General features: G+C 36.5%; 4 protein-coding genes. 1 reads left to right on the top strand and 3 read right to left on the bottom strand.

The genetic code is table 11. The annotated features are described in order from the left end of the window. Positions 1-20: 20 nt before the first annotated feature. Positions 21-2,468, bottom strand: coding sequence for a sugar phosphate nucleotidyltransferase (locus tag BJL90_RS08250; protein WP_236905048.1), 2,448 nt, complete (start codon positions 2,466-2,468; stop codon positions 21-23). Positions 2,469-2,751: 283 nt separating this feature from the next. Here BJL90_RS08250 and BJL90_RS08245 point away from each other — a divergent pair, with 283 nt between their 5' ends. Beyond that, positions 2,752-3,246 (top strand): YajQ family cyclic di-GMP-binding protein, encoded by a 495-nt coding sequence (locus tag BJL90_RS08245; protein ID WP_070966420.1) that lies wholly within the window; start codon positions 2,752-2,754, stop codon positions 3,244-3,246. Between the two features lie 254 nt (positions 3,247-3,500). Here BJL90_RS08245 and BJL90_RS08240 read toward each other — a convergent pair whose 3' ends face one another. Together BJL90_RS08240 and BJL90_RS08235 are read right to left on the bottom strand one after the other, a co-directional pair. Beyond that, positions 3,501-7,925 (bottom strand): S-layer homology domain-containing protein, encoded by a 4,425-nt coding sequence (locus tag BJL90_RS08240; RefSeq protein ID WP_070966418.1) that lies wholly within the window; start codon positions 7,923-7,925, stop codon positions 3,501-3,503. Between the two features lie 26 nt (positions 7,926-7,951). Next, positions 7,952-9,421, bottom strand: a complete 1,470-nt coding sequence (locus BJL90_RS08235; RefSeq protein WP_070966415.1) for a prenyltransferase/squalene oxidase repeat-containing protein — start codon at positions 9,419-9,421, stop codon at positions 7,952-7,954. Positions 9,422-9,448 lie beyond the last annotated feature (27 nt).

Genomic DNA, 9,448 nt, shown 5'->3' with positions numbered 1-9,448 from the left:
TTTCAACAAAATCAAAGGCATTACTGCCCTTGATTTTTCAGTAGTTCCTTCACCTTTTCACGAAAGAATAAGGAAAGCTCCTGTGCATATTCCTCAGAAAACCCCTCTGTATAAATATTAAACAGAGGTTTTTCACTATCTGGTAGGATCAGGGCCCATCCCCTCTCATCATTTATTTTTACGCCTTCAAACAGCTCAATATTTTGATCTTCGTTATCTTCCACCAGCTGACGGATTACCCTTCCCTTATCCTGCCAATCACAGGGTATCCTTTCCTTGATATAGTACAAATCAGGCATTTCCTCTACTAAGTTTTCTAATTTTATGTCTTTTGTTACTAGAAAATCAACAATCATCCCGATTGCCCAGGTAGCGTTATAACTTAATAGATATTGTGATAATCCTTTATCCTGTTGGATATTTAGCATTGCATTCATAATGCTTGCTGGATGAGATTTTACACGTACCACCTCTACATGATGATCCTTCGCCATTTTTTCAATCATATAAGGAGATGTATAGGACAAAACAAGCTTTTCTGCACTGCCTTCTCTCAACAGCATCATTGCAATCAAAGCATCGTACCTCTCCTGCTGAATAATTCTTCCCTTTTTATCTATTAAAATGAGTTTTTCCCCATCTTCAGTAATCATTGCCGCTAAATCTATATTTCTTGCTATCACCTGTTGCTTCATAGCAGCTAAATAGTCCTTTGCTTCAATAAATTCCTTTATTCTATAATCCTCCTGCACTTGGCAGCCAATGTGTCGTAAAAACTCTGATGTCAAGCCTTGTACTGCTTCTGATTTACAGCTTATCAGAAGGGTAGGAGGTTTTCTTTTAATAGCGGCGATATTTTTAAGTAACTTCATCCCCTCACTTATATAAAGGTCTTTGAAATTCTCTATGCGAATCACAGATTTAATTTGATCTGCATTACATCGTTTGAAATCTTCTCTATTAAATAAATTCTCTATTTCTCTCTCCCTTGATCGCTGAATATTGGCACCATTTTTATCTATGAATTCGATGTGTACTAAATTGTGATCTGTATAATCCATTCTTACATGGATGCCACCATTGCCTTTAAAATATTTCACAGCAAAGCGATTTGCAGGCATCACCATATTTCCTATATCCATCACACTTATCCCAGTTGAACTGATCCCTGCTATTAAAGCATTCTTGATAAGATGACTTGCATGAAAGAAGTCACTGCTTACGATGATAGTGCCTTCTTCTTTCAAAGAGGAAGCAAAGGCCGTTCCTAATCTTGAGGCAAACTCAGGACTTATTTCAATATTAATCTGTCCCGAAACATCCTTGTAGCCAAAAATTGTTTTAGAAGCCTTCGTGCCCCATACAAGATTTTGATGAACAATGGTATTTTCATCAATTTTTTTATGGGGCCAAAGTTTAATATCAGGTTTTATCATCACCCTTGCTTCTAGACTACTACCTTCTCCGATAACAGCATTTTCATAGATTTCAGCATGGTTTTTTATTTCAACATTATTGCATATAACCGCACCACTACAATGGCTATTTTTACCGATGCTTACATGGCTCCAAGTGATACTTCGTTTTAAGGATACCTCTTTGCTGATGGTAGAATAATCTCCTAACACCGTATAAGCATCTAATTTACTACCTTCCCCAACAATACAGTTTTTTCCTATATATACCGGAGGATTTAGGACTACTTGATGATTTAGTTGTACCCCCTCTCCAACCCATATTCCTTTTTCTATCTGGTGTCCCTCTATTTCAATATTCACTTTACCCTCTAATATGTCAAAATGGGTCTGCATATAGGAATGTAAAGCCCCTACGTCTGACCAATATTCTTCAGTAACATAGCCGTACATAGGTATACCATCCGCCAATAGTTTTGGAAAAAGATCCTTACTAAAGTCAAAGTTATCACCTTTTTGATAATACTGCAGGACCTCGGGTTCTAAAATATACATACCTGTATTAATAGTATTGCTAAAAACCTCTCCCCAACTGGGTTTTTCAAGAAATCTAGTAATTTTTCCGTCATGATCGGTAATAACAACACCATATTCTATTGGCACAGGCTCATTTTTTAAGATGAGGGTTGCCTTAGATTTTTTTTGTTCATGAAAAGCCAATGCTTTTTTAATATTGATATCGGTGAGTGAATCACCACTTAGCACAATGAAGGTATCATCAATAAACCCTTCAGCATTTTTAACACTACCTCCCGTCCCCAAAGGAACATCTTCAGTGAAATATTCTAACTGCACTCCCCATTTTTCGCCTGTACCAAAATAATCGGTTATAACGGTAGGAAGATGTGCAATTGTAACAGCTATATCGTTGATTTCATATTGTCTCAATAGTTGAATTGTATATTCCATAGTAGGTTTATTTAAAATAGGAACCATTGGTTTTGGAATACTACAAGTAAGCGGCTTCAATCTTGTTCCTTTTCCCCCCGCCATTATAATAGCTTTTATAACAATCACTCCATTCTTTATATTTTTGCTATATGGTTATTTTGTGAGAAGTGCTCATTTCTATTCATATGGTTTACCTTGGTTTTTCTTAGATATTTTTTTCTTTTCACCGAAACAATATGTATACTTTCATAAGAAACATCATTGATTTTTTGTTTTTTACTGGAGTAAATCCGCTTTAAACAATGACTTCAAATAGACGCTACTTGTTTTTTTATGGTAATATGGCTATAATATTGGTAAAAGTTGTTGAAAAGGAGTGATAAATATGGCAGCAAAGGATAGTTCCTTCGATATTGTTTCTGAAGTTGATATGCAGGAGGTTACAAATGCCATCACCCAGACAGAAAAAGAGATTGCTCAAAGATTTGACTTTAAAGGCAGCAATACCACTGTTGAAAAAAATAATGATGAAGTTACTATTGTTACCTCTGATGACTTTAAACTTAGAAACGTAGTAGATATCTTTCAAAGTAAGCTTGCTAAAAGAAATGTGTCCCTTAAGGCTTTAGATTATCAAAAGCCTGAGAGTTCTTTGGGCGGAAGAATGAAGCAGGTCATCAAGGTCAAGCAAGGAATCAGTCAAGAGGAAGCAAAAAAAATTACTACATTAATAAAAGGATTAAAAATCAAAGTACAAGCCTCTGTACAGGGGGATGTTGTTCGCGTATCAGGTAAAAATAGAGATGACCTTCAAGCGGTGATTCAGGCTTTAAAAGCTGCTGATTTACCTATGAACCTGCAGTTCACCAATTACAGGTAGGCTTAAAGAAATAAAATGAGTTTTTCTATTTATTATCAAAACTATTTTTCAATGCTTCTTTAATTTTTCTAAGCAAGAAGTCCCCTATCTGAAGCTATAATTCATTGGCAGGAGGTTCGTTAGCTTTTATTCTAGTACCTACACGATAAAAAGCCAAAGTAACTTTTGAAGATACTTTGGCTTTTTTATATGTTCTTCTTATCCTTGCTTTTAGAAATTTCATCATTCCTTCAAACTAGAAAATTTTTTATTTTCTAGTACATTATTACATCGTACAATCTACTGACCATATAAATCGCTTCTGCTCTGTTGACGGGTGTTTGTGAGTTGAAATTTTCTTTTTCAAGAAGTATCCTATTTTCTACTAAAATCCCTACATCATCTACTGCCCATTGATCAATTTTTTCTGCATCTTTAAATTCCTCTAATACTTTTGTATTCCCTTGGATAAAACCATGAGATAATAATATTTTTGAAAGAACAACAGCAAGTTCTTGATTGGTTATATACCCATTAGGGTCAAAACTTGTTTTGCTTTTACCGCTCATTAAACCCTGATCAACTACTGTTACAACTGTTGTATAATACCAATCCTCTTCCAAAACGTCAGAGAATTCCACATCGCCACCAACACTTGCTTGATATCTTAAGATTTTAAACATCAGTGCAGCAAATTCTGCTCGGGTAAGATTACCAGATGGATCAAAGCTTGTACTGCTTTTTCCACTAATCATCCCTTTGGAGGCCATTTTTTCAATATCCTTTTGAGCCCATTCAAAACCATTTAAATCTTGAAACTGTTTTTTCACAACTTCTATATCTATTTTTCCTACCTTATTTGTTAAAAAAGTTATCGTCTTATGATCTTCATCATATTTACCGCCTACATTGATGTTTTCCCCGTCATCTGTAACGATCATTACAGCTGTGTTATCACCTTTATTTTCTTTTAAATCATAGGGAATCGTCACCTTGATAGGTTGTTGCAATTCCTCACTGCTGGTTATTTTTATTGTCTCCCCTGTCTTTACAATCCTTATTGTAATTTCATGATCTGCATCCTTACCTCCCGCAAAAGCATCTGTTTTTATTTCCATCGTTGCCTTTTGATCTACTATCTTTAAAGCAAAGATCTCCTCTTGTATTTCTCTCAATAATTGCCTGCTTATTTCTATTTCTGATACTTCTCCTTCTTCCATCGGCAAGTTGATCACTAGATAATTCATTATTTTTCTTTTGAAATCTTTCGCATCAATTTTCATCATAGCCTTGTTGATGTCTCCTAGATGATTTTTAAATTGTTTAGCTCTACTCATAATCTGTTCTTCATTCAATCTCTTTTTAGAAATTCCTTCACCTATTTCTATATCTCCTTCTTCAAGATAAAGCACCGTTAACTCTTTTATCACTTGTCTAGAAAGCTCCATTATTTTTTTATGGGTCTCTTCCCTATCTAAGCTTCCAACAACGGACCTGATCTGATTCCAGGTATTGGCTATGCTTACAAAAAGCTGTATTGTCTTCTCTAAATCATCAGCCTTTTCTATAACTTTTTTTATCAAATCCAGTGCTTCCTCTTCAACCATAGAGATGATTTTTTCTATGGTTTCCTCTTCGGTTGCTTTTTCTAAACTTTCTATTAAAATTTCCATTATCTTCACTTGTAGTTCAATAAAAAAGCTTATACTTTCTTCTTTTGCTATTCTATCAACCGCAAGCTTCATAAGATTCAACACATCTTTTATCTCAGAAGCTACCTGCAATGCATCTTCATCTGCCCACATTTCCTTTGCAGCTTCTAAAAGCTTTTCATATGCGCTTTCCAGTGCCTTTCGTATAGATTCTTCTGTTGATTGACTATTTACTATTATGTCAAATTCTTCTTTATATTTATTGTTTTCTATGGTTATGATAGTTGAAGCTATTGTTTCTCCTGTAATATTCACCACCACACCTATAGGGCGCACAATATCCTTTAATCCCTCTTTATTTGTTCTTTCAGCACTTATTGTGTAATTACCGGCGCTTAAAAATTTCAGCGTAGCCTTTCCTTCTGAATCCGTATAAACATCTGCTTCATTTTCTTTATAGGGCTCTCCGTTCACATAAATTTGTGCATTTGCCACTTTAGATCTAATCGTTGCACCGACACCACTGCCGCCGCTTAAATCTGTTTTTTCTCCTATTAAAGTTACAGTGACTTCTTCTCCGGTTTTTGCACTTATTTTATCTGCCTCCATTGCTGTAAATAATGTTTCAAAGCCATAGGCACCAAAATACCATTCAATAACATCTCCATCAGATAGAACATACTCCTGACTTCCAAAATTAGGTAAAACTCCATTCACTCTATACATCCATCCAGAAGTGGATCTATAGTCAAATTCTCTATCTCCATTAATCATGGCAATATAGAGTGCCCAACCATAATCTTGAAAATCATAATAGGCACCTGCCTGCTCTAGTGCTTCTACTGTTGCATGGGCTACTGTTGCTCCATTAGGAAACCTTTCTTTACCCCACCCACTGGAAGGGGTAGCGGAGCTTCCTGATGCAGGACCCAGGTACTCATTGAGGTCAAATACTTTTGTACTTATGCTTCGCATAGGTACAACGGTCTGATCATAGCCTTCTATTCGAATACTGGCAGTAATCATCTTATCATACTCTTCTGTAGGTGGCTTTGGATCTGTACTATCATCGGTTGTTCCTTCAACATCAAATAGCACAAAACTTGATAAATCATTGCTTCTAATTACCATAGCACTTTCATTGAAATAGGTGTAGGCATTTAACTGTTTTGCTTCTCCTTCTTCTTCATTGACTACATCAGGAAGGATGCTTATGTTCCCCAAATGATCCCTATAAGCTGCCTGCTTTTTATCATTTGTTTCAATACTGATTGAAGCATGTTGATCCAGGGTTACACTTTGTTCTGCTGACCCTATTACAATATAATCACTGATAGTCTTTACTTTTTTTGAAGTCCCTTGAAACAGCTGATTTATGTCCTCTTCTACAATTTTTAATATTTCTGCTTTTTTTATTATTTTAAGCAATTCCATGGTATAGATTCCGTTTGTAATTTCGGTTCCTTGCTCAACAGTAAAACTTATTAAATTTCCTGCCTCATCTCTCCTCTCAGTTTTCATGAAGGGAAGTACTTTGTTATGAAGTATAATTTTTGTACTTTCGTTGTCTTTGGGGATTGAAACTTGTAAAAACACAGCATTTTCAGGAACCACAATTTCTACTAAAGCATGTTTTATTTCCTCTTCAGTAAAGATAATTTTGCCTTCGTTGTCAGGAACTGCAGTTATCTTATGTACTAAATATACCAAAGTTTTCATTGCTTCTATAAGAAATTGTGTTTCCTGATTTACTTCCTCCTGTGTTACATCTGCTTTTATCAGAATTGCTTCTGCCTGTGCTATAGCCCTTTGTAAATTTTCGTAACTTGCTTCTGTATAATTGTCTTTTTCTATTGCTTTCGCTTCTGCTAACTTTTCTTCCAATCGTGTTTTATTTATTGGGGGAGTTTCGTTTCCCCATCTAAAGATACTTCCTTGGTTTCCATCCATATAATAAAACAATTGTGCTATACCATATAAAGCCTGTTCACTTGCCATACCATTTGCTTGTCCTGGCGTTGAACCCGGTGAAGCTTCAAAGGAATGGGCAAATCCTCCTGTTACTTTAAACTTTAAAATTGCATCTGCTATGGTTTTCCCATTTTTTACAAACTTCTCTGAAAAGGGATCAATATTGTTGGCAGTTAGTCCCATCACCACCTGAACACAGGATTCCACATTTACTGTTCCCCATGAATGATAGCCTCCTGCAAATTCTCCTTCGTCAATTTGTAGAGATGATAATACATTTGCCCCCCGCTCTACTGCTGCCCTTACTTGAGGATTGCTGTCACGATAAGGCCCCAGAGCAATCATTGCCATACCTGTGATATCTGGATCAGGCACGCTTCCATATAATGCCCACCCGCCTACGGTTCCATTGGCAGCTGTGATTTCGTTGGACAAAATTTCTTGAATCATTCTTTCTCTTGTCCATATAGCATCCTGTGGTATTTCATAGTCTCTTGTATCTACCGCAATTAATGCAAAAATTACAGCATTTATCCCCTGTCTGGTGATATATTCAATACTGTTTGTTTTGCTTATCGGGTTATAAATTCTTTCTATTAAATCAATACCTCCAACATCCCTTGGGCCCCCCCCTGCCGCAACAATGCCTAGCGTCATTCTCTGAAAATCTGTTATTTTAAAGTTCCTATTTCCTGCATCCTGCTGCTGCGCTAGATTTTGAACGATGGGTACTCTACTTTCTACATAGTCAAGAGGTATCTTATGTCTATAATTCTCTAACCTTGCAAGTCCTGAAACCACCCAATCCATACTATAGGCATCTTGAAGAACAAAATCCACCGTATCTGGTAATGCTGTTTCTAGTCTATCCCTTATATTCAAAGGATTTTCTTCTAAAGCGATTATAGCTGTTTCTTGTAGTATGTCTTTTTCGTAAACTGATTTTATGACTGTCCTCTTTGGAGAATCTCCTAATTCTTCTGCAAATGAAGGACCGCTATTTCCTATTCCCAGGGAAGAGAATAAAATGATACATATCATAAGAAAAGATAATATTTTTCTTCTGTTTTTTGACAACCAGTTTCACCCCTTTATAAGAAATTTTACATCAGGTCGATATTTTTTATCAAACGATAAAGACTTATAGCTGCCTCAGCTTTGGTTACCGTCTTGTCCATAGCAAAACCCTCATAAAGCAGTCCTTCCTCCTGTAGCTTTTCTAAAGTGTTTTCCATGCCTGTCGCTTTAGAAAGAATTTCTACAAACTCTTTTCCTGATAGTTCATTCTTATAGGAAGAAATATCTCCTACTTCTATAGCATAACCTAAAACCTGCATCCTTGAAAAAGCTCTTGCTAATTCCTCTGGCTTTACTGGTTGGGTTGGATGAAAATTGCCTTTCGCATCAATCAGCATAATATAATCATAAGCAAGCGCTAAAGCTTCTTCAAATCCTTGATCCAGTGGTTGAAAATCCTTAAATACATGCTCTACAGCTGCAGGTTTATATTTTTCATGAAGCATATCATAAGCAGCTTTATTATTATAGGCATCCGCCAATCCATAGAGAGATTGTTCGGTAGCCATGCCATTGCTGTAAACAGGTAAATAATCTTCTTCATTTAAAACATGGCTAAAACTACCATCCGGTTGTTGAAATCTGAGAATAGATGTAACCGGATTTCCTCCACTGGGTTTTGTCCATTCCGGACCCATAGGATCTATGCCAAATAAAGTTAGTGCTTTAATCACCCATGCACAACTTTCTGGATTATCCGTCCCCCAGGAATGAAAACCACCATTTTCAAGCTGTTCTTCCTTTAAAAAATCCAGTACTCTCTGTACATGGGGGGCATTGATGTCTTCCCCCAGTATGGCAAATGCCATCAATCCTGCTGCTGTCATATCTACATCTGATATAACTCTATGATAATCCTCAGGATTATCGAAGTATTTGACATCCCATGTAAATCCACCATCCATATGCTGCTGTTTTATCAGCCATTCTAAACATTTGTCTCTGTTGGGAATAGGTTCTCCAGCAACATGAAGGGCAATGATACCATATATATGGGCATTGATTAGGGTTTCTCCTACAGGTTCGCCGGTTATATTATCTGCTACGGAGTCAGCAAAATGTCCGTTTTGCATCATCGTACCCTTCACCGTCTCCACAAGATTCTGTCCTCCGAAGTTTCGGGGATCTTTTCCTGCTGCTGTTACCCCTATAATGGTTCTTTGATAATCTGTGTTTTTTACCTTTGAAAGACCTGCTCCTGCCTTCACCTGCTCCTCTCTCCAATAGGCACCATTTTTACCACCGACAGTCCATTTTGGACCACTTACATCCTCTCCAAAACCATAAAGTCCTAATGCCGGCCAATCTAAAATACCCGCATAACTGTATTCCTTATAGGTTTTATGATAGTAGTTAATGGTTTTTTGTGCCCTTTGATAAAGTTCTTCTCTACTGATACTGGATTTATTTTCAGCAAAAACAGGCTGCCATGCCCCCAATACCATACCCCATACTAATAAAAGTGCTAAAAGTTTTTTCCATGTACTTTTCATCATCATTTATACCTCCATTTATACTTTTCT

Origin of the sequence: Clostridium formicaceticum (genome assembly GCF_001854185.1) — a bacterium.
In the GTDB taxonomy this organism is placed as follows: Bacteria; Bacillota; Clostridia; order Peptostreptococcales; family Natronincolaceae; genus Andreesenella; species Andreesenella formicacetica.
The sequence above is the reverse complement of the archived record's forward strand: the minus strand, read 5'-3'. Positions and strand labels throughout refer to the sequence as shown.